The sequence below is a fragment of the Flavobacterium nitrogenifigens genome (genome assembly GCF_003254565.1).
In the GTDB taxonomy this organism is placed as follows: domain Bacteria; phylum Bacteroidota; class Bacteroidia; order Flavobacteriales; family Flavobacteriaceae; genus Flavobacterium; species Flavobacterium nitrogenifigens.
In genome coordinates this window covers 64,905-85,971 of record NZ_QJRI01000165.1, presented here as the reverse complement: position 1 = coordinate 85,971, position 21,067 = coordinate 64,905, and the positions used below count along the sequence as shown (strand labels likewise).

The 21,067-nt window shown below is 33.3% G+C and carries 15 protein-coding genes; 1 reads left to right on the top strand and 14 read right to left on the bottom strand.

Annotated features, from left to right (window positions below):
* The first annotated feature begins 87 nt into the window (after positions 1 to 87).
* Positions 88 to 1,884: a hypothetical protein gene (locus tag DM397_RS05280; protein WP_111376528.1), complete on the top strand. Its 1,797-nt coding sequence runs from the start codon at positions 88 to 90 to the stop codon at positions 1,882 to 1,884.
* A 55-nt stretch (positions 1,885 to 1,939) separates the two neighbouring features.
* Here the strand turns inward: DM397_RS05280 and DM397_RS05275 are convergent, their stop codons facing one another.
* The 14 genes from DM397_RS05275 to DM397_RS05210 form a co-directional block, all read right to left on the bottom strand.
* The gene (locus DM397_RS05275) at positions 1,940 to 2,365 is read right to left on the bottom strand and encodes a YMGG-like glycine zipper-containing protein (RefSeq protein WP_111376527.1); all 426 of its coding nucleotides are present in this window, start codon (positions 2,363 to 2,365) and stop codon (positions 1,940 to 1,942) included.
* Positions 2,366 to 2,792: 427 nt separating this feature from the next.
* Positions 2,793 to 4,067, bottom strand: a complete 1,275-nt coding sequence (gene kynU / locus DM397_RS05270) for a kynureninase (protein WP_111376526.1) — start codon at positions 4,065 to 4,067, stop codon at positions 2,793 to 2,795.
* Positions 4,068 to 4,373: 306 nt separating this feature from the next.
* Positions 4,374 to 5,423, bottom strand: a complete 1,050-nt coding sequence (queA, locus tag DM397_RS05265) for a tRNA preQ1(34) S-adenosylmethionine ribosyltransferase-isomerase QueA (protein WP_111376525.1) — start codon at positions 5,421 to 5,423, stop codon at positions 4,374 to 4,376.
* A gap of 366 nt (positions 5,424 to 5,789) precedes the next feature.
* Positions 5,790 to 7,019 carry a 3-phosphoshikimate 1-carboxyvinyltransferase gene (gene aroA / locus DM397_RS05260; RefSeq protein ID WP_111376524.1) on the bottom strand — a complete coding sequence of 410 codons (1,230 nt, stop codon included), beginning with the start codon at positions 7,017 to 7,019 and terminating at the stop codon, positions 5,790 to 5,792.
* Between the two features lie 98 nt (positions 7,020 to 7,117).
* Positions 7,118 to 7,444 carry a nucleotide pyrophosphohydrolase gene (locus tag DM397_RS05255; RefSeq protein ID WP_012022600.1) on the bottom strand — a complete coding sequence of 109 codons (327 nt, stop codon included), beginning with the start codon at positions 7,442 to 7,444 and terminating at the stop codon, positions 7,118 to 7,120.
* 3 nt (positions 7,445 to 7,447) lie between these two features.
* The gene (locus DM397_RS05250) at positions 7,448 to 9,436 is read right to left on the bottom strand and encodes a DUF3857 domain-containing protein (protein WP_111376523.1); all 1,989 of its coding nucleotides are present in this window, start codon (positions 9,434 to 9,436) and stop codon (positions 7,448 to 7,450) included.
* 3 nt (positions 9,437 to 9,439) lie between these two features.
* Positions 9,440 to 11,452: a transglutaminase domain-containing protein gene (locus tag DM397_RS05245; protein ID WP_111376522.1), complete on the bottom strand. Its 2,013-nt coding sequence runs from the start codon at positions 11,450 to 11,452 to the stop codon at positions 9,440 to 9,442.
* Positions 11,453 to 11,494: 42 nt separating this feature from the next.
* Entirely contained in the window at positions 11,495 to 13,402 is a 1,908-nt protein-coding gene (locus DM397_RS05240) for a DUF3857 domain-containing protein (RefSeq protein WP_111376521.1), read from the bottom strand.
* 64 nt (positions 13,403 to 13,466) lie between these two features.
* Entirely contained in the window at positions 13,467 to 13,919 is a 453-nt protein-coding gene (gene dtd, locus DM397_RS05235; protein WP_111376520.1) for a D-aminoacyl-tRNA deacylase, read from the bottom strand.
* Positions 13,920 to 13,953: 34 nt separating this feature from the next.
* Entirely contained in the window at positions 13,954 to 14,316 is a 363-nt protein-coding gene (locus DM397_RS05230) for a four helix bundle protein (protein WP_111376519.1), read from the bottom strand.
* A 23-nt stretch (positions 14,317 to 14,339) separates the two neighbouring features.
* A complete protein-coding gene (rsgA, locus tag DM397_RS05225; protein ID WP_111376518.1) occupies positions 14,340 to 15,317 on the bottom strand; it encodes a ribosome small subunit-dependent GTPase A in 978 nt (325 codons plus the stop codon).
* Between the two features lie 141 nt (positions 15,318 to 15,458).
* The gene (locus DM397_RS05220; protein ID WP_111376517.1) at positions 15,459 to 18,854 is read right to left on the bottom strand and encodes a VIT domain-containing protein; all 3,396 of its coding nucleotides are present in this window, start codon (positions 18,852 to 18,854) and stop codon (positions 15,459 to 15,461) included.
* A 219-nt stretch (positions 18,855 to 19,073) separates the two neighbouring features.
* On the bottom strand, positions 19,074 to 20,156 hold the full coding sequence (locus DM397_RS05215; protein ID WP_026728420.1) for a bifunctional 3-deoxy-7-phosphoheptulonate synthase/chorismate mutase type II: 1,083 nt from the start codon (positions 20,154 to 20,156) through the stop codon (positions 19,074 to 19,076).
* Positions 20,157 to 20,168: 12 nt separating this feature from the next.
* Positions 20,169 to 21,026 (bottom strand): prephenate dehydrogenase, encoded by an 858-nt coding sequence (locus DM397_RS05210; RefSeq protein ID WP_111376516.1) that lies wholly within the window; start codon positions 21,024 to 21,026, stop codon positions 20,169 to 20,171.
* Positions 21,027 to 21,067 lie beyond the last annotated feature (41 nt).

Sequence of the window (21,067 nt, the reverse complement as noted above, 5' to 3'; positions counted from 1 at the left end):
GTGGCAACCAATCTGCAAACCTGACATTTATCAGGTTTTAGGAGAAAATATTTTTTTTCATTTGTCACTATTTTAATCCGAATACAAATGACAAAAAATAATCTGCATACTTTTCATATTCCGGTAATGGGACTTGCTTATACAATTGACAGTCCTATTCGAGTAGCGCAGTACGGAATTTCATCTGTTGTTGCTTTGGCCGACGATGATCTGATTGAGAAGATGCGTAATTTTTACAGCACAAAATTCAACATTCCTTACGAAGAAATTACTCAAAAATTTCATGACTACCGCGCTGAAAGAATTACCTCTTATTTAAATTTAGTCGATAAAATTGTAAAAGAAAAATTCGAAAATTTCAAAACAGAATTGACAGAAAGCAAAACGGCTTTAGAAAACTTCATGTCGATGCTGCCGAATACTTCTGATATTAAAAAAGGGTTCCAAAATTTATTGGATGACGGAATTGCTTTTAAGGAAAATATTCAAAATTACATCGAAACACATCTTTTTCCAGGGGAAATTGATGTCAATATTATGACGAAATTAGACAAAGATAATTTCATCAAAAACGAACAGCTTCCAATTGAATTTAATGACGCCCATGCCGCGTTAAGAGGTTTTGCCAAGAGTAATTTGGAATCTTCTGTTGTACTTTCTGCAGGAATGAATCCGAGATTGTTTGGCTATTTCGAAAACTTCAAAGATTTTTTTCCGAATGAAAATAATGAACTGAAAAAGAAAATCATCTTAAAAGTAAGTGATTTTAGATCAGCTATGATTCAAGGAAATTTCTTGGCCAAAAAAGGACTTTGGGTTTCAGAATACCGAATCGAATCGGGATTAAATTGCGGCGGACATGCATTTGCAACTGATGGCCTTTTATTGGGCACTATTTTAGAGGAATTCAAGCAGAAAAAAGATCAGTTGATACAATCGGCCCACGATTTAATGATTAAAGCTTTACAAGCCAAAAATCAGCCTATTCCTGAAAATCCTTTAGATTTAAAAATTACGGTTCAAGGCGGTGTTGGAACTGCATCAGAACATGAATTTTTATTAGACAAATACAATGTTGATTCTGTAGGTTGGGGTTCGCCATTTTTATTGGTTCCTGAAGCAACATCTGTAGATAAAGAAACTCGCAATTTGTTGATGAATGCCAAAGAAGATGATTTTTACTTAAGTAACATTTCACCTTTAGGAGTTCCTTTTAATACTTTGAAAGGAACTACAAATGAATTTTTAAAGCAAAAACGAATTCATGAGAATAAAGCAGGAAGTTCATGTCCGAAAAAGTTTCTAGCGCTAAGCAAAGAATACGACCCACATGGAATTTGTACAGCTTCAAAAAAATATCAGGATATAAAACTCGAAGAATTAGAAGCAAAAAAAGACTCATTATCTACTTATGAATTCGAGAAAAGCAAAATCAAAATCACCGAAAAATCATGTTTATGCGTTGGTTTGGCTAATGCTTCATATCTAGAAAATGATATTAAAATAAAAGGTCAGGCACAAGGCGTAGTAATTTGCCCTGGACCAAACTTGGCTTATTTTGATCAGGAAGTTTCTTTAAAAGACATGATCCAGCATATTTATCAAGGCAAATCGGTTATTAGAACTGAGCGCCCAAACTTGTTTATAAAAGAGCTTAAAATGTATGTTGAATATTTTAGAAACGAAATTCAATCTGTTTCTGGAGAACTTACAACAGCTCAACTTAAAAAATGGACTACTTTTAAATCTAATCTGTTAGATGGAATTGAGTATTATAAAAATTTATTTGAATCGACGTCAGTCTTTAAGGGTGATCTGAATCAACTCGATTCTTGTAAATCAGAATTAGTTGGTATAAAAATTCCCGTTTCAGAGTTGGTTTAAAAATGAAAACCCCAAATTAAATAATAATTTGGGGTTTGTTTTTATTTTATAGAGACTATTCTTTCTTTTTGTTCTTACTGTCAATAACAGCTCCTGTTCCAGTTCCTACTGCAGCTCCGGCTAAACCACCAATTATAGCGCCTTCTCCTTTTTTCTTACTGACAATTGCGCCAGTTGCCGCTCCTACTCCAGCACCAATTACAGCACCTTTAGCAGTTGCGCTCCAACCTTTCTTTTTTGCTGGTGTAGCTGCTGTTGCATCTTGCTGATGTACTACAACGACTTTCTCTTTCTGAGCTTCGATCTTCTCTTCATTTAATTTTGCCATTTCAGTCTTCATCGAATCGATAATACGCTGTTTGTTAATCTCAACTTTCATTGAATCAATGCTGGCTTGTTTGGCTTTATTTATATCTTCTTTACTTTGATTTTGGCAAGAAGTTAAAAATATCACGGTCAATAAAATATATAAGCCTTTCATGATTATAAGTTTTTAAATAATTATACATCACAAAGTTCTTAATATCTGCTATAATGGTTATTACAGAATTTTTAAGAAAGTTTATAAGATTTGAAGATTTCTGCGGTGTTTCTCGCTAAGTTTTATTTTTTAAACTAAATGATTTTATGCTCGCAATCCCGATACCTATCGGGAGCAAAGACGCAAAGTTTTATTTTTTTAAGTTCAATTGCGTCCAGCTTTAGCTGGATGAAAAATTAATCAAAAGAAAAAGGCTTTAGCCAAACAAGTATAGTTTGGCTAAAGCCCTCTTAACTTCATCTTTAATACCTCCAGCTAAAGCTGGAGGCTATTGAAAAAAAATCTTTTTTAATCCTTTTAATCTGTGGCTTTAAAAAAACTTTACGTCTTTGCTCCCGATAGCTATCGGGATTGCGAGCAATTACTCTTACTTCCCTAAAATTCCTTTTTTCAAAATCTGTCCAAAGTCATACATATCTTCATAAGAACAATACAAAGGAACTGGCGCAAGACGAATAACGTTTGGTTCACGCCAATCTGTAATGACACCGTTTTTCATTAAATAATCAAATAAAGCTCTTCCTTCTCCGTGCAAAAATACCGATAATTGAGAAGCTCTTTCTTCTGGATTAGATGGTGTAATGATCTCGAAAGTACTTTCTACTTCTTTATCAATTTCGTGCAAAATAAATTCTAAGTAAGAAGTAATATGGTCTCGCTTTTTAATTAAAGCATCCATTCCAACCTCAGCAAACATTTCTACAGATGCTAAATATGGCGCTAAAGATAGAACTGGTAAGTTGCTAATTTGCCATCCGTCTGCTCCGTGAACAGGATCAAAAGTAGGTTCCATTTTAAAACGGCGCTCTTTGTTGTGTCCCCACCATCCTGCAAATCTTGGCAAATTTGAATTGTGATGTTTTTCGTGAACAAAACAACCAGAAGCATTTCCTGGACCTGAATTCATATATTTATAACTGCACCAAGCCGCAAAATCTACATTCCAATCGTGAAGTTCTAATTTGATATTTCCCGCAGCATGAGCCAAATCCCAACCCACTTTTGCTCCAACTTTTTGTCCAGCAGCAGTTATGGTTTTAATATCAAAAACTTGTCCTGTATAATAATTTACTCCGCCAATTAAAACTAGAGCCAATTCATCTCCAACTTCTTCGATTTTGGCTAAAACATCTTCTAGACGAATATTATGTTCTCCTTCTCTGCGTTTAATTTCTACAATCGCATCTTCAGGTTTGTAACCATGAAAATTCACTTGACTTTGAAACATATACTGATCTGATGGAAAAGCTTTTTCTTCGCAGATAATTTTATAACGCGTTTTAGTCGGCTGATAAAATGAAACCATCAATAAGTGAAGATTTACTGTCAAAGTATTCATTACTGTAACTTCTGACGGAAGCGCTCCAACAATCTTGCTCAACGGTTCTGCAAATCTTTCCTGATAATCCCACCAAGGTTTTTCAGCATAAAAATGACCTTCAACAGCCAATTCTGCCCAATCGTTCATTACTTCATCAATATAGGCTTTGGTGCGTTTCGGCTGCAATCCTAATGAGTTTCCAGTGAAATAAATTACTCGTTTATCATTTACTTTCGGAAAAATAAATTGATCCTGATAGTGGTTTAATGCGTCTTTCGAATCTAGCTCTCGTGCAAATTCGCGTGTATTTTGAAAAGTCATTGTGTTTTTGTTTTGCCTGCTAAAATAACAAAAATTGTTTGTTTTGTTTCAGGTTGATATGCTTTGTGTGTTTTTTAACGCTAAGTTCGCAAAGTCTTTTTTTCAAGGCTAACGTTTATAAACGCTAAGTTCGCAAAGCTTTGCGTTCTTTTGTTTCTGGTAAACACATACTGAGCAAAAAAACTTTGCGCTCTTTGCGTTTAAATTTCTCAACGAATGTCAAACTTGAAACCTGAAACTTGAAACAAATAAAAAACCCGACAGGTTATAAAAACTAGTCGGGTCTTTTTATATAATAAATGTTAATTACAAGATTAACATCGCGTCTCCGTAAGAATAGAATTTGTATCCTTCTTTGATCGCTTCTTCGTATGCTTTTTTCATTAAATCATGACCGCAGAAAGCAGAAATCATCATCAATAATGTTGATTTTGGTGTGTGGAAATTTGTAATCATACAGTTTGCAATACTGAAATCGTGAGGAGGGAAAATAAATTTATTTGTCCATCCTTCGTAAGGATTTAAAGTATTAGCAGAAGAAACAGAGCTTTCAATTGCACGCATAGAAGTTGTTCCTACAGCACAGATACGTTTTTTCTTTGCTTTACCTTCGTTTACGATATCACAAGCTTCTTGAGTAATGATTAATTCCTCAGAATCCATTTTGTGTTTAGATAAATCTTCAACCTCAACTGGGTTAAAAGTTCCTAAACCAACGTGTAAAGTTACCTCGGCAAAATTTACTCCTTTGATTTCTAATTTTTTCAAAAGGTGTTTTGAAAAGTGTAAACCAGCAGTTGGTGCCGCTACAGCTCCTTCTTCTTTCGCATAGATAGTTTGGTATCTTTCTGCATCTTCAGCAGTTACTTCTCTGTTGATGTATTTAGGAATTGGAGTTTCTCCAAGTTCTGTCAATTTGTTTCTGAACTCTTCGTAAGAACCATCGTATAAGAAACGTAAAGTTCTACCACGAGAAGTTGTATTATCAATTACCTCAGCAACTAATGAATCGTCATCACCAAAATAAAGTTTGTTACCAATACGGATTTTTCTAGCTGGATCAACCAAAACATCCCAAAGGCGTTGCTCAGAATTTAATTCTCTTAATAAGAAAACTTCAATTCTCGCTCCAGTTTTTTCTTTGTTTCCGTACAAACGTGCAGGAAAAACTTTTGTATTATTAAGAATTAAAACGTCTCCGTCATCAAAATAGTTGATCACGTCTTTAAACATTTTATGTTCGATTGTGTTTTTTTTACGGTCAATTACCATTAAACGAGATTCATCTCTATTTTCTGCTGGGAATTCAGCCAAAAGTTCTTTCGGTAAATTGAAATTGAAGTGTGATAATTTCATATTTGAGTTGTTGATTTTAGAGTGTAGCTTTTAGATTTGTTTATCTAAAAATTTAAATCGGTTGCAAATATACGATTGTGAGATAGGCGTTGTCAAGTGTTTTGACGTTTATTTTCAAAAGTCCTTGATTTTGTGAGGTTTCGGGAAGCATTAAAAATGTGTTTTTGGAACCATATAAGTGAGATAAGTTCATATTAACTGGAATTTTAAATACTGGGTTCTATATGTTAAACCCGACAGGTTTTGAAAACCTGTCGGGTTTGCTTTTAGATACACATAAAAAAACCTCTGGTTAAAACCAGAGGCAATGTTTTATTACGCTTTAATTTAAATGAACTTATATTTTCTTATATGGTTCAAAAAAAATTACAATTCTGATATTTGAAAGTTTAAAGCTTTTAAATCATTCCAGAAATCTGGATACGATTTAGAAACTACTTCAGCATCATCAATAATAATTGGCACTTTGATAGCTAATGGAGCGAATGCCATTGCCATACGGTGATCATTATAAGTTGCAATATGAATATCGTGTTTTATATTATCAGATTTTACTAAAGTTAAACTGTCATTAGTAACAGAAATATTTGCTCCTAATTTAGTAAGCTCAATTCTTAAAGCTTCTAGTCGGTCAGTTTCTTTAATTTTTAAAGTATGAAGTCCTGTTAAATGACATCCAATTCCTAAACCTAAACAAGTTACTACAATTGTCTGAGCGATATCTGGCGTATTATTTAATTCAAAATTTATATCTTGATAATTGAATCCAGCTACTTTTTCCAAAGTCATTTTATTGTTTTGAAAAGTCGTTTTCACGCCCATTTTTTCATAAAGAGAAACTAATTCTGAATCTCCTTGAAGGCTGTTTTCTTTGTAACTGCTCAAAGTAATTTTTGCTGCATCAGCCAAAGCAACTAAGCTAAAGAAATATGAAGCAGAACTCCAGTCAGATTCTACAACCATTTCTTTTGATTCAACCGCTTCTTTCGGATAAACTTTGATTACATTTCCTTCAAAACTTGTTTTAATATCTAAATCAGCCAGCAAAGCCAAAGTCATTTTGATATACGGAATTGAAGTAATTTCTCCTTCCAAAGTCAACTCTAAACCATTGTCTAATTTTGAAGCCACTAACAAAAGCGCAGAAATATATTGGCTGCTCACATTTGCTGCCAAGTTTACTTTTGAAGCCGTAACTTTTTTTCCTTTAATTCGAATTGGCGGATATCCTTCTTCTTTTTCATAAGAGATTTCAACTCCCAATTGTCTTAAAGTATCAACCAAGATTTTGATCGGACGTTCCTGCATTCTGCTTGAACCTGTCAGGACTACTTCCCTACCTTCATTAACCGAAAAATAAGCAGTCAAAAAACGCATTGCAGTTCCTGCGTGATGAATATCTACAATTTCGTCATTTCCAGCTAGAGCTTTCTGCATTACTTCGCTGTCGTCTGAATTTGAAGTATTGGCTAAAGTAATATTTGGAAATAATGCTTTTAATAACAATAAACGGTTCGTTTCACTTTTAGAACCTGTAATATTTAGTTGCGAATCATCAATTGTGAATGGTGAATTCGTCGTTAATTTTAAATTCATGATATTAGTTATGAGTTGCGAATTATGAGTAACATAATCCAAGCGTGCAATTTACCACTCCTCGCCCGTAAATCAAAATTCACGCTGAAATTTCACAATTATTTCAATTTATCATTGTTTTTGTGACGATCTTTATCTCTAACCGATTTCAAATCCATTTTTTTGTCGAAAGCGGCTTGTAAATCGATTCCTGTTTGATTAGCCAAACACAGCACTACGAAAACAACATCTGCCAATTCTTCTCCTAAATCTTTGTTCTTGTCGCTTTCTTTTTCAGATTGTTCTCCGTAACGGCGCGCAATAATTCTGGCAACCTCACCAACTTCTTCTGTAAGCTGTGCCATATTCGTCAATTCGTTAAAGTAACGAACTCCATGTTCTTTTATCCAGGTATCAACATCTAACTGTGCATTTTTCAAATCCATCTTCTATATCTTTTTAAGAATTATTTTTTCATTTTGGCTTACGATCATCTTCTGAAAAAACTCTTTTATCATTCCGTAATCCTCTGCTGCAAAAATACTATTGTTGATTTCTTTTTGGCTTACAATTTGAATTTTGTTTTCTGTAACTGAAAAATTTAAGATAAAGGACATCTGTTTGTCCTCTGAAGTTATTTTTACCGGCTTTGGAATAGATTCTACAGCATATCCTTCTGGAATCTGAATACTAAAATTGTACTTTTCCATGTTTTTATATCCGAAATAAACTGGCATTTGTCTTTTTTCCTGATTGAAAGGATTTTTACTTCGCGTAAAAAACAATAGTGGATTGACAAAAATCTTACCCTGGATAATATCCGAACGACTGCCTGAAGCAAAAGAAAAAGTTTCAATAATAGACTGATCTAAATTTGATTTCTGATTCTCTATTTTATAATTTGAAATACTCAAACCTCCTAAATTATTCTCAAATTTTTCCAGATAAGCGTCTTCAGATTTAGTTTTGTTTTCTTCTCTAAAACTATAGGCATCATATTCTGTTCTTTGAACTCTAGCCTGCCCGTTCATTTTTCCATCAGGGTCAATTTTGACAACAAGGCTGTAAATCTCTTTCGACTGTATTGCTGGATCTAATTCAATTTCTTGCGAATTTCCATCTTTCGTAATTAACCTCCCTTTCCAATTTAAAACATTTAATGGCAAAATGTTAGGAGCTGTAAGCTTACGAGTTGCATCCAAAAGAATTCTTTTACCATCAATTTCGGCTGCCGCTATAACGTAATTGAATCCTGTTCTTGTGGGATAAACCGGAAGTCCATTTTGGATTGTACTTACCAAAACAGGATTTGCTTCTATACCTGCTGCTCGAAGCATATTTATCAAAATAAAATTTATTTCTGCAACATTTCCTGTTTGTTCTTTATAAGCTTTTTCAACTCCTTTTTCTGTATAACAACTATTAATTTCGTTCCAATTCATTCGATTTTTGACATACGTAAAAATCAGATTCAATCTTTCTTTTTTATCGTCTACGTTACTCAATAATGTATTCAGATCATCCGTAAATAAAGCCCCTTGATTAAGCTGTTTTCCAAAACTTTCGTCTTTAAAAATAGTTTTTGCAACACCTTCCCAAGTTAAACTGTAGTCTTTAACAGGCTGATCAGGAAGACGAACCCTTTCAAGTTCTTGCTGAATGCTTCCCCGATAATTTTCAAGATTATTAATATAAGGTTCTTCTTTTAATGCTGGAACATCTTTTCCTGTATAAAAAGTTTCAATTTGTTTATAGCTAAATGAGTTTGTCTGATTATAAGCGTTGTCAAAGCTCTGACTGGCATTTGTAAATTTAGATTCCGTTTCAAGCGGAATCCCTCCAATTAAAAGCGGTTTATAAATGTAAAACTCCGGTATTTGTGTTTTATAATAAAAATAGTCAACAGGAATATCAAACTGAATATCAAAATCAGGAAACTTAACCAGATTCTCGGATCTTAAAACATATTTGTATTCAATAATAGACCCTACTTTTACATTTGGTAAAGTAATCGTCTTTTCTTTCCAATACTTATTAATCTTGGTTTTAAATTCTCCCTGATTATTTAGTTTTGTTTTTACGATATTTCCATTTTCTAAATTATAGGTAACTACATCCGAAAATTCTAAACGATCTTCGTTTAACTTTTCATAACCGATATAAAAACGCACCTTCTGATCGGCCCAACTTAGACCTTCTTTCTTATAAATTTTAATTTTTACCTCGCAGACATGATTGGCATAAAATCCAACATCTTTGTTATAGCCAAAATAAGTCCTCCCTTTCTTAAACAAGATAGCAGCGGATGCGCTGCTATCTTTAGGATGAACTTTCTCGTTTAACTCTACAATCGTTACTTTGCCCAATTCATAATTCTGAGCTTGAATGGTAATTGTAATCCCAAAAAAGGCGATACAAATTAGGAGAAATCTCGGCATAATTTAAATACGTTTTAAAACGATTTTTTCTGTTTCTTTGGCTATCATCGTCTTATAATATTCTTTTAGCATTTCGTATTTTTCAGCAGAAACAATTGCTTCATTTATCTGATGTAAAATAGACAATTGTAAAGTATCTCCGTTGGCAGCAATATTAAATTTAAAAGCACCTAGATTATCTTCCATTGATAAAGCGGCTGGAGTTGGCAATGTTTCTACTGCAAAACCTTCGGGGATTTTAATTGTAATATTATATTTATCAGCAAAAGGATAACTAAAATCAACTGGATATTCTCGTGTTTCCTGTTTAAAAGGGTTTTTATCGTTGGTGAAAAACAACATTGGACTTACGTATATTTTATCACCAATTAACTCACATAGATTATTTCCCGTAAAAGAATATGTTTCTATAATAGGAAGAAGAATATCTTTTTCATTTGTTTTTGAATATTCACTAATTTCAATTTTATTATTTTGGTTTTCTAGTTTTTCTAAATATTCTTCTTCTTTTAAGCTTTCAATATTACTTCTTGTAATCATTGCATTATAATCCATGCATTGTCTTCTTGTTTTACCCGTAATTTTTCCTGTACCATCAATACTATAATTCATAAAGACATTATCGGCCGAAGTTTTTTCTGGCATTAAATTAATCTCTTCCGACGACCCGTCTTTTCTAATCAATCTTCCAGACCAATTTAAAACTCTTAGCGGTAAAACATTCGGAATCGAAAATTTTTCTGAAGCATCTAGTAAAATATATCCGTTTGGAGTTTCGACAGCAGCAATTACATAATTGAATGCCGTTCTGTTTGGAAACAGGGCAATTCCGTTTGAACGCGTACTAACTAAAACTGGATTTGCAGTTAAACCCGAATAACGCAACATTGCTGTAAGCATTAAATTTATATCGGCAATATTTCCCGTTTTTTCTTTATATGCTTTTTTTACACCATTATCACAGCCATAACCAACATAACTATTCCATTTTACATTTGATTTTACGTGATTTAATATAGCCCAAATTTTCTCCTCAGGTGTATTAAGCCCTGACAGTATTTTTTTCAAATCCTCTTCAAAATACCCCGTTTTATTTAATTCAGGACCAAAATCGTCATATTCATAAATTGTTTTTACAACAGAACTCCAATCTGTTGAGTACTCTTTCATTGGGCGATTAGGAAAACGGGTCATAGATAACTCATATTGAACACTAGAAGTATAATTATCTATATTGTTTACGAAGTTCTCATCTTTCAATGCAGGAAAATCTTGGGCCACATAAGTAACTTCTGTTTCTAAATAATCTATATTATCCGAAGAAAATTCTGTCTGAGATACACGTCCTCCACTTCTTTCTTTACTATTAATCGTTATCGTTCTCGGGTTTTTTAATGTCGCTATCTTTGGAAATATGTATCCTTTCTGCATTGGTTTAAAGACATAATATTCTGGGTAAGCAACCTTAAATTCAGAATAATTTACAGGAATTGAGGTTTGAAAATCCCAATCACGAATTATACGATCACTCGGACATCTAACAGTGTATCGAAACTCTATTACAGAACCTTCTTTTACATTTGGCATCGTAATTTTCTTCTGGCCCTTATATTTAGAAATAACCTCATCAAAAGTCCCATCGCTTTTTAATTTAGTCTTTTCTATTTTACCATTAACCAAATTATAAGTTATTGCATCTGAAAAAAACACACGTTCTTTTAAGTTAGTGGTATTATAATACCAAACCTGTTGATTAGCCCATTCATAACCTTCTTTTTTATAAATTTTAATACGAGTTTCGACATCGGTCATCATGTAAAAACCGTCATTTTGGTCAAACTCCATTCTGGAAATTCCTTTTTTATAGAGGACCGCCGCCACTGCAGATGAATCTTTTGGATGTACTTTCTGTTCAAGTTCAGCAATAGAAACCTTTCCTAGCTTGAATTCTTGAGAAATTAATTTTGGACCTAATAGCAAGATCACGGTGAGACTAAATAGTTTAATAATTTTCATTGGTAATTTTGGATTATTTTGGATTATTTTGGATTTAAATAATTAGTTTTTGGTTAGTATTATTTTAGCGTTATCATTTCTAGAAACTTGCTCCATAAACAAGCGGTACTCATCATATTCTTTGTTAGAATATTTCCCTTTGTTCAGGAACATAGACCTTTTATAAGTTAACTTATTATTTTCTTTTTTTATGATTTCGGTTTTGTACTCACCGAATTTTCCTTTTAACTCATAATTTGAGGGGAGAAATTCGATGCTGTAACCATCTGGCAAATTGATCTCGATTTCATCTGTATCAAAATAGCCACGCTGAATTTGAAATGGATTTTTGCGGTTTCGCATTCTTTTTATATTTCCTGTATACTGATTAAAAGCATCAACTACAAAAATCATTTTATTACCTGTCAGCATTCCATAATTTACTGCACTTAACTGAACATCTTCAGTAAAACGAATGTTCTCTTTATCGTTGGTAAAAGTAATTTTACCCAATTTCAAGTTATTGATATTATCCCAGTAATCTTTGTAGTGTTCCTCTTTTTCATTTGGTTGCATATTTTCTACTCGAGATTTAGTGGCATATTGGCTTCCTTGTGAGGCTATTTTTAATGTCCCATAAAAATTTCCAGCTCCATCAATTGTGTAAATCCCTTTCCCTTCTTGAGTATTTCCTTTGTCATCGTAGATTTTGGTACGAACAATTTCACCTCCTTCTGGTTTCACAACCAAAACATCACGATCATCAGTAAAAGTCCCTTGATAACCAAATGGGTCATCTTGACTAGTACATTCTAGCCAGATGTAATTATCTTTATTTGGAATTGCGAGAATCATATGGTTTCCTTGCATCGATACAAAATCAGACTGAATATCTGCTTTGTAACGATCGCCATATAAAATAGTGTTATATGACGGAACATCTACAACTTGCAAAAGTGCTTTTGTATAATTTGACAATGCTTTACAATCTCCGTATCCTAAACGATCTACATCATTGGCCAACATAGGTTTCCAACCGCCAATGCCAACCGCAATGTTTACATATCGAGATTTTTTCTGCACGTAATCATAAATGATTTTGGCCTTCTTAACAGGATCTTTTTCATCTCCAACAAGAGCTTTTATCTTGTTTTTTGTTTCTTCGGGTAAAACAGTAGTTCCCGTTAAGATTTTATCGCCATACCATTTACCGAATGCCTCCCAAGTGGTAGCATTTCCATCTACTCCTTCTAGGTGGAAGTTTTCTAACCCCATCATAACTTTAGGAAAAAGATCTGAAGGAGAAGGACTAAGATCCTCTTGTTTTTGAGCAGGAATATTTGTTGCTATATAACTTAAATTGGTATCAGTATCGGCTATCTTTTTTATGTTGAAATTGTCAACTCGGAATTCTTTCTTCTTGAATCCCAATCCTTTCGGAAAATTAACATTCAAAACACATTTTTCCACACTTAAATAGTAGCCACCAATAAAATACCATTGTGGTATAAAGGCGGTATTTGAAGTTTCAGTTTCGCACGTAAAAGCAATTGTAAACGGATATGAAATTGGGGTATAATCTAAATAAAGTACTCGATTATCTGAAAAAAGAGTGCTCCCGCTCACAGCGCTTTCATCTCTAAAATCTTTTCTTTTTATTTTTTTGATTTCATTTCCTAAAGCATCATAAACTATAGCTTCAATATTCTCAACTGAAGTTGTTTTATCATAATGACTAAAAGCATCAATCTCTTTTAAACCTTTTTCATTTAAAACAGAGACAACCCTTTGAGTTTTGATATTCATACTTCTTTGCGAAGCAATGACAATATCCATCTGGTCTAAACGAAGAACAGCATTCGCATTTTGTGTTAAACTATCGGGAATAGAAAATATAGGGTAAATGCTCTTTTGAGCAGAAATATTGGCGGTAAATAAAATAAAAAATAACGCGCAAAACAGGTTTTTCATTAGTAAGTATTTTCGTCAAATATATATTATTTTCAGAAATCCTTAACAAATGTTTAATAATATTTTACTCCCTGTTTTTGCTATCCATTACAATGGTAACTGGTCCGTCATTTAGAAGACTGACTTTCATATCTGCACCAAAAATTCCAGTTTGCACTTTCTTTCCAAACTCTTTTTCTATAGCACTAACAAAGTTCTCATACATCGGAATGGCAAAATCTGGTTTGGCTGCTTTTATATAAGAAGGACGATTTCCTTTTTTTGTAGAAGCATGAAGTGTGAATTGGCTGACTACAATAATATTGCCATCAATATCTTGAACCGAGCAGTTCATGACATCATTTTCGTCACCAAAGATTCTCATTTTTATGATTTTCCCAGCAAGCCAATCAATATCTTCCTGAGTATCGGCTTCTTCTATTCCAACTAAAACCAATAAACCTTTTTGAATATCTGCAACAATTTTAGAATCAACTGTTACTGATGCTTGGGAAACTCTCTGGACAACTACTCTCATAGAAAATTGTGAATTGTGAATGGTAAATTGTGAATTATGTAGCGCTTAGTTTTTGCTTCGAGGTTATAATAATTGAAGCTAAAATTTTATTTATTTCTACAATATCAGACTTTATAGATTGAAATTGAATCTCATTTAGGTAATTGGATTGAAAAAGCAATTCCAGCCAATAATCTGTTTCGTTTGCTTCTTTTTGTGCAATTGCAAGTTTATGAATAAAGTCCTTTTTACTTTCTGCTTGCTCAGATTCTCTAATTAATGCACCTATTGCTGTTCCACTACGAAGTAATTGTTTACTCAGAACATATTCCTTTTTATCATATTTTAAAAATTGAAAAAGTTTAATAATCCTAAGTGCAAAATTAAAAGACTTTGTTTTAATTATGTTATCAGCCATAATTCACAATTTACCATTCACAATTATTTACGTGTTTCATCACTCGCTGCACGATCTTCACCATACGTATCAGTACGATAGTGCTCATCATCACCTTCAAGGATTTTAAGATAACTGTTGTAGCGTGACCAAGCAATTTCATCTTTTTCCAATGCTGCTTTTATGGCACAATGCGGTTCTTCTTTGTGTAAACAGTTGTTAAACTTACATTGATCTTTCAATCTGAAGAATTCTGGAAAATAATCAGTGATTTCTGTTGGCTCCATATCAACGATTCCGAAACCTTTAATTCCTGGAGTATCAATAATTCGAGCATCAAAAGACAAGTCGTACATTTCTGCAAAAGTTGTAGTATGTTGTCCTTGCTTACTTTGTTCTGAAATTACTGTTGTTTTTAAATGAAGACTAGGTTCCATGGCATTGACCAAAGTTGATTTTCCAACTCCAGAATGTCCAGAAAACATACTTACTTTCCCGATCATCATTTCTTTCAATTTGTCAACACCTTTATTTTCTGTCGAAGAAATTCTCAAACACTTATATCCAATTTCTTGATAAATGTGTTGCAAATAAAGCTGATCATCTAAAGTCTGATCATTTAAAGTATCAATTTTATTAAAAATCAAAATAGCTTCAATTCCGTAAGCTTCGGCAGTAACCAAAAAACGGTCAATAAAACTTGTAGTTGTTGGCGGATTATCAATTGTAACCAATAAAAAAACCTGATCAATATTGGAAGCAATAATATGAATCTGCTTAGACAAGTTAACCGATTTACGAACGATATAGTTTTTTCTTTCGTGGATATTATGAATCATTCCCGTAACAGCATCAGAAGTTTCTTCTAATTCATAATCGACTATATCGCCTACAGCAATTGGATTGGTACTTTTTATACCTTTCATTCTAAATTTCCCTTTCATACGGCATTCTATAAAATCTCCTTTTTCAGATTTTACGGTGTACCAGCTTCCTGTAGATTTATAAACGGTTCCTGTCATTCTTTAATTTTAGATTGCTGATTTTAAATTTTAGATTGCTTTTTTAACCTAAAAAAATAAAAGGCAAAATTACGTTTTTTAGAATTGAACAACGCAACTTCGCCTTTTAAATTTGAAATCTAAACTTTGGATTTCTGAATTTTACCAATTAATTTCGGCCAAAACCTCATTTTCTTTTACTTTTCCTAACTGAATTGTTTTCAAAGTTCTCGATACTTTGCCAGCTTTAGTAGTATAAATTTCAATCATTACAGTTGCTGGACCATTTTCGGTTAATTCAGTTTCTCCAAAATAGTTACTTTTAATTTGGTATTTGCCTTTCACTGCATTTCGAACTAAATATTGCTCTGGACCATAACCTTCTGTAAAATCTTTTGAAAATCTACCGCCAATTGCTGTGTTTGTGTGACTATAATAGCATTCTTCTCCAGTTGGTTCAATTACATGTAAATCTAAATCGACATCCATTTGATTCCAGTTCATTATGATTCTGATGTCAACTGGCATTTTAGCAATATATTTTTTGTCTAGTTTTCCTGTTTTTAATCCAGAATGCTCAGACATTAAACGGTTAATATCCATTAAAACAATATCCTCTACCCCTTCATATTGTCCACTCATTTCTCCATAATAATTTACTTCAAGTGATTTTACCAATTCATCAAACGCCTCTTGATACTTTCCTGTATCTTCAAGCGTTAAGGCATAGTCTCTACGGCTTTGTGGTTCATGTTCTCTCCATTTTACAACCTGTTTTGCTGTAAACACAGCATCATTATAATCTTTCCACTGACGTAAAGTATAAGTCAAAGTTTTATATAACTGATGATTCTCTAAACCTAAATCAGCAATGTTACTGACAATTAGCAATGCCTTTTTAATATCGCCCTGATTGTAGAAAAAATGAGCCACATCAAAATAAAAACTCGGATTTCTTTCCTGCGATTTTCTTAAATCAAGATACAAATCATATTGCTTTTCTTTTGGTGCAGATGCCAGTGCTTTTAAATACAATCGATCTGGATTCCAACTTTTTGTCTGAACAACTCCACTATTTGAAGACTTCTTTTTTGTTGTTATAATAATAACTCCATTTACTCCCAAACTACCATAAGCAGAAATTCTTGCAGCATCTTTTAAAACCTCTACCGTTTCGATATCATCTGATTTTAAATCGGTCACTTCACCCTCATAAAACTGACCATCAACTATAATTAAAGGCTTTTTTGAATCTCCAGCGAAATAACCTCTACTGAAATTTGCATCTTGCAAAAGATCTTTGTTTTTTGAAGTATCTTCTGCAATAGCACCAGTAACATCAGATTTTTTTTGAGTCCCGTATCCTACAGTTATTGTGTCTTGTAATTTAGTAAAATCCGAATCTCCCCTAATTACTTCACTTCCAACTTTTTTGTCTTTTATATCAATAATTTTTGGTGGATCTTCTGTAATCTCTTGCGATTTTGCTACAACTGGCGCTACAAATTTTACCTGATCCACTTTTGGCGCAGAGGGCGGAGGAGGTGTATCATATACAGCATTATCTTCCACAATAACTGTTGATACTGGTCCTGCTCCAACTGGTTCATCGATTGTTAAAACAGCATCAGGATCTCCTTTAATAGTCTCAGATCCTACTCTGCTTTCCATATTTCTAGCTCTATTTCTACCATTTGGAGGTGGCGGTGGCGGTGGAGCTTGTCTATTATACTTATATTTAGATGCTATTTTTTGTCCATTATACTTAGTATTCTTTTTCCACCAAGCATTTATATTTCCAAAATAACTTTCAATACTTTCCCAATTATTCTTTTGTAGCGCTAATGCAGCGTCATGCTCCTGCTTTTTAATTCGATCAAATTCTTCGCGCAATTCTGCTGGTGGCAAAATATCATACATAATATAATCACGAACATTTTCGAGAACAATCAATGACGTATTTTTGGTTACAATTCCGAATTTCTTTCCTAAAATCTCAATTTCATCTGCATTTTTAGTGTATTGCAATTCAAGATTAGCAATTTTTTTCTGTGCCCAGAGTTTTTCAACATTGATATCAGCAGTATTTTGGATAGTTGCATCTAAACTTATTTTTCGCTCTAAAATAGCTTCATTATAGCCAAATAACAACGTAATTTCATTTTTCGGATTTAGTGAAATTCCCGAAAAACTAAAATTCCCAGAAACTGAAGTTCCTTCCATCGGAAATAAATCGGTGACTGTCAAATTCTCTTTTATTCCTAAAAATTTCAAATTGGTATTTGTCAATTTATCCAAAGCTATTTCAGCATTTATCTGATTTAAATTGATAAAATTACCGCCGGTTTTCGTTGACGAAAAATTCAGAAAAGCAAAATCAGCAGAAACTGAAGAGGTGATAGAATAAATTGGCTTTTTTGTTTTTGGCAGAAGGTTTTCACTCAAAGATGATAATCCGTCTGTAAAAAACAAATATTCATCCTGACCTGAAAAGTTCAATTGCGAAAAACGAGTTCCGCCATCGTATCTTGTTTTTTCTAAAACAGCTTTTAGAGCAGACCAATTTCCTTCAGAAATAATATATTCTTGTTGTTTATCAAAAGTATAATTCAAAAAGTACAATGTAACTTTTGTATTTTTTATCTTCTGAAAATAAGCATCCAATAAACTCAATTCTTTCTTCAAATCACGATTTTGACAACTCAAAGAATTATCCCAAATTAAACCAATTGAGGCGGGTGATTTTTTAGCGGTTTTATTTCCTTCGATAAAAGTATTTCCATAAAAATAATACTGTCCCCCAGCATTCTGCATTACGACACTCGGAATATTTTGCTGAATCGGAATTTTAAAAACCAATTTTTCTTCAGGCTGGTAATTTTCTTTTTTAACCGAAGCCTGAAAAGATTGATCCCATTTTGAAAACACAATTTCTTTTCCTGAATTTTCAGCAACAGTTGGCGTACTTGAAGCCCCTAAAACCGAAACATTAATTTCAAATTTATCCAACTTTTTTGGATAACGGCTCAAAAACTGATACGCCAAATTATCTTTATCTGAAGATGAAAGTTCTTCTTCATAACCAATAACTACGGTTCTTTCTCCATTTGGCATTAACGGATAGATTCTGGTTTTAAAGTTATTTCCATCGACTTTTTCCAATAAGCCTGGATCTACGCGACGATGTTCAATTGCTTCAAAGACTTGTTTCCCTTTATTTTTATTTACTGGAACAGCTTCACGAAGTTTCCCATTAATATCAATCGCATATCTCGAAACCGAAACATTTTCTGGAAGCGGAAAAATAAGTTCTGCCTCCATTTGTCGTGTACCCGAATTAAAAAAATGCATTTCGGCTGTCGTATAAGCAATATTGCCAACGATTTTTACATTAACTTTCAACTGACTCATTCGCACCTTCTCAGCTTCTTCCCCTTTAACGGTAAGTTCAGGGCTTTGCGCAAAAGCTTTTGTGCCAATAAAGACCAGAAAGAAAAACAATACATTCAAATTCAGTTGAAAAATGTGTCGTATAGATGAAAACATTTTTAATTTCATGATACAAAAATTAAGGTTCATATTGTTATAGAGAACAAAAAACATCAAAAGGTTGGGAAGATAATACTTATTTTCAAAAAAAAATCTCCAAAGCCCGAAAGCAATGGAGATTTAATATAAAAAACAATCTATTTTCAATATTATGCTATAAGAAAACTCAAGACAAAGTTTAGAATAAACTTAAATTAACTTATATCACTTATATGGCTTAAAACAAAATTATGCGTTGAAAATTTTCTCTTGGTGACCAATACTTTCTTGGTGAATTGCTTTGAACATTCTCAAAACAAATTCTTCAGTAAGACCTTTTTTCTCACCTTCTAAAATCATTTTTCCTAAGATTTCGTTCCAACGGTTGTTTTGAAGAATCGCAACGTTAGCATCTTTTTTCACTTGACCAATTTCATCAGCTACTTTCATACGTTTTCCTAACAATTCTAATAAGTTAGCATCCAAAACGTCGATGTTAGCTCTTAGTTTTTTCATTTTTTGGCTGTACTCATCTGTAGTATCGTCCGTTTTTCTGATAGTCAAATCTTTAATGATTTGTTTCAAAGCATCAGGAGTAACTTGCTGTGCCGCATCAGACCAAGCGTTGTCTGGATCGATATGCGTTTCGATAATCATACCATCGTAGTTCAAATCTAAAGCCTCTTGAGTTACTTCGAAAATCATTTTACGATCTCCTGTAATGTGAGATGGATCGATGATTAATGGTAAATCAGGGAATTTATTTTGCAATTCGATAGCAATCTGCCATTCTGGAATGTTTCTGTATTTTGTTTTTTCGTAAGTAGAGAAACCTCTGTGGATAACTCCCAATTTCTCGATTCCAGCCATGTGCAAACGCTCAACACCACCTAACCATAAAGCTAAATCTGGGTTTACAGGGTTTTTCACCAAAACAATTTTGTCAGTCCCTTTTAATGTATCAGCAATTTCTTGAACTGCGAAAGGGTTTGCAGTTGTACGTGCACCAACCCATAATACGTCGATATCATGTTCTAAAGCTAGTTTACAGTGAGCTGCAGTTGCAACTTCAGTTCCCATTAATAAACCAGTTTCAGCTTTAGCTTTTTGCAACCATTTTAATCCAATTTCACCAACACCCTCAAATCCTCCAGGACGAGTTCTTGGTTTCCAGATTCCAGCTCTGAAAACGCTTACTTTTGAATCTTTCAATTCATGAGCAATTTTCAAAACCTGATCTTCAGTTTCTGCACTACAAGGTCCAGCTATCACAAGTGGGTGATTTAAATTGAAATCTTCTAACCACTTTCTCATTTCTTTCTTATTTTCCATCGTTTTTATAGTTTACTTTTTTATAGTTATTCCGTTTAATATTTCTCTAATTTTATTTACACTTTCCATTTCTTCAAAAATGGCGTTGTAATTGTCGTCTGCCAGCAAATCTCTAAACTGAGTCAAATTTGCAATATAACCTTCTAAGGTTTCCAGAACGTATTCTTTGTTTTGTTTAAAAATGGGTGTCCACATTGCTGGTGAACTTTTTGCCAGACGAACGGTGCTTTCAAATCCACTTCCCGCCATATCAAAAATATCTTGTTCGTCTTTTTCTTTTACCATTACTGTTTTTCCGAGCATAAACGAACTAATGTGCGATAAATGCGAAACATAAGCAATGTGTTTGTCATGCGAAACGGGATCCATATATCGAATTCTCATTCCAATTGAAGTAAAAAGATTTAATGCTTTTTCCTGTAATTTAAAAGCAGTCTTTTCGACTTCACAGATAATGTTTGTTTTTCCTTGAAACAAACCTCTTATTGCTGCTGATGGACCCGAAAATTCAGTTCCTGCAATTGGGTGCGTGGCAATAAAATTTCTCCTTTTCGGATGATTGGCCACCACATCACAGATTGGTTTTTTGGTCGATCCTACTTCAAAAACAATTGTCTTGTCTCCAACTGCATCCAGAACTTTAGGCAAAACTGTCAGCGCTACATCTACTGGAACCGAAACGATTACAAAATCTGCTTTTTGTAAATCTTCAAAGCTTCCCGCTTCATCAATAACGCCAAGATCAATTGCTTCCTGCAAATGTTTTTCGTTATTGTCAATTCCTAAGATAGTCGCATCAGGATAACGTCCTTTGATGTCTAACACCATCGAACCGCCTATTAACCCTATTCCTATTACGTATACTTTCATAATTTTTTAAATTCCAAGTCTTAAAATTCCAAATTCCAATT